At 23.4% G+C, this 1,884-nt stretch carries 2 protein-coding genes and 1 pseudogene; all 3 read left to right on the plus strand.

Annotated elements, in window-relative coordinates; genetic code table 11:
* Positions 1-517: plasmid maintenance protein (locus BLO14_RS05755; protein ID WP_236736415.1), on the plus strand; the 517-nt coding region annotated here is incomplete at its 5' end.
* Positions 518-526: 9 nt separating this feature from the next.
* Positions 527-649 (plus strand): annotated as a pseudogene (locus BLO14_RS06295) (DUF226 domain-containing protein); the annotation flags it as partial.
* Positions 650-808: 159 nt separating this feature from the next.
* On the plus strand, positions 809-1,375 hold the full coding sequence (locus BLO14_RS05765) for a chromosome replication/partitioning protein (protein WP_091973982.1): 567 nt from the start codon (positions 809-811) through the stop codon (positions 1,373-1,375).
* Positions 1,376-1,884 lie beyond the last annotated feature (509 nt).

Consider the following 1,884-nt stretch of genomic DNA (forward strand, 5'->3'; position numbering starts at 1 on the left):
AGCCATAAAAAGATATGAAATTGAACTAACAAAAAATAAGAAGATTTTTTCAAATAAGCCTTGTTTTAAAGAAAAGCAAAACAAATTAAAAGAAACTTTAAACAATACTCAAAAAAAAATGGAAAAAAATGGATATAATCCAAAACAATTGGAAACAGAATTTAAAAAAGTATATGAAAACTACAAAAATAAGCCGCACTTTATTATTGAACATCAAAAATATAACGATTTACGCAAAATAACGCTCAAATTAGAAAAATCAATTGAATTGAAAAAAGAAAATCCACAAAAAAATTATGAAAACATAAGGACAAACATTTTCAATATCCTCATTGAGCGACTAAAAGAAAAGGCAAATATTGAATTTCTAAAGCCAATTGTAAAAACTTATCTGAATAACAAAAATAAAATAGAATACAAAAAAGCATTTGGCACATATTATTATGAACTATTAGAAATAATAGAAATTGAAAACAATTCTTTAAAGTTAAAAGAATTTAGCAAAAAGGTTGTGTAAAGATTAAACATGGAAACCGCAGTTGAACCTACAAAAAAAGGTAAATGCAAAGTTGAGTGCAAAAATAAAGAACGGTTTATTTTGATTCAAAAAGAAAATGGTAAAGCAATGTACCATACAAAAATAATGATGTGGGAAAAAATACCCAGAACAAGGGCCACTTACAAAATGGATAATAAAAAACCTAAAATAATAACAATTGTGTCAATTAAGGGCATTCTTGATAAAATTTTTTATATGTATGTAAAATCTATTTTTATAAAAACTTTCTAGAAATAAAGGGGATTTTTTATGGCAATAAAATTCAAAAAAAAAATAAAAGTTGTAACAAAAAAAATAAATAATAGTGTTGAACAAAATTCAATTATTGATGAAAGTAAAATTTCTTATTACAAAACACTAAAGGAAAAGTTAAAAGCCAATTTCAAAAAAGAAATCGTCCATAAAGTGGAGAATATTAGAATTTTAAAAGAAATCAAAGATAATAAATACTATAAATTAGATGGATATAGAAGTTTTGATGCTTTTACAAAAGAATTTTATGTCGCAAAAAGTCAAGCATATAAGTATTTAAAATTAGCAGCAGCACTGCAAGACGGTGTTCTTAATGAGAATTATGTAATAGAAAATGGTATTCATAATTCTTTTAATTATATAAAAGATAAAGAAAGTCCATTGTTAAAAAAATCTAAGCAAAACCCAGTAAAACCTTTAAGGCTGCAACTTAAAACTCAAGAAATTTATGATTTTTACAAAAGCAATTCTAAATTTACTAATTTTATGATGAACGAAATTTTTGAAAATCAAAAAGATTTAATTCATAAGCTTATGAAGAAGTATGCCGAACTAAAAATATAATTCTAGATCAACGCAAGTTAGCTATTATGCAATATATGTAATATATTTAGATCGAATAAAGGTTATTAATAGGCTCTATTATAATTTTTATATTTTATTTCATATATATCCTAATTTAGAGTGATATCATTCTAAATTAGGGCTTAAACCCCCTATAGATTAAAATGAATTTATACGAATTTGTTTTGTAAAAATTTTTTTGCTTAATATTTTTCTAAATTCAAAAGTTTTTGTAAATTACATAGATTGTGGCGTTTTATAAATAAAAATTGATTTCAATTGACAATTAAAGTATACTAAAAATGGTTTTGTGGAAAATGATGATTTTTCATTATGTCTACTGAACGTTAGATCAGCTATTAAATAGGGCTTTACTAAGTTATTTGAAAATAGAATTTAGTAAAGCCCTATAGTTTTTTTGAAAAAGTTTTTGTAAAAAATTTGGTAAAAAAAGTTTTTGCTATATAATTATTTATAACCATATAGGAGGTTGACGATTATGTCACACA

This window comes from Borreliella japonica, from assembly GCF_900099615.1.
In the GTDB taxonomy this organism is placed as follows: domain Bacteria; phylum Spirochaetota; class Spirochaetia; order Borreliales; family Borreliaceae; genus Borreliella; species Borreliella japonica.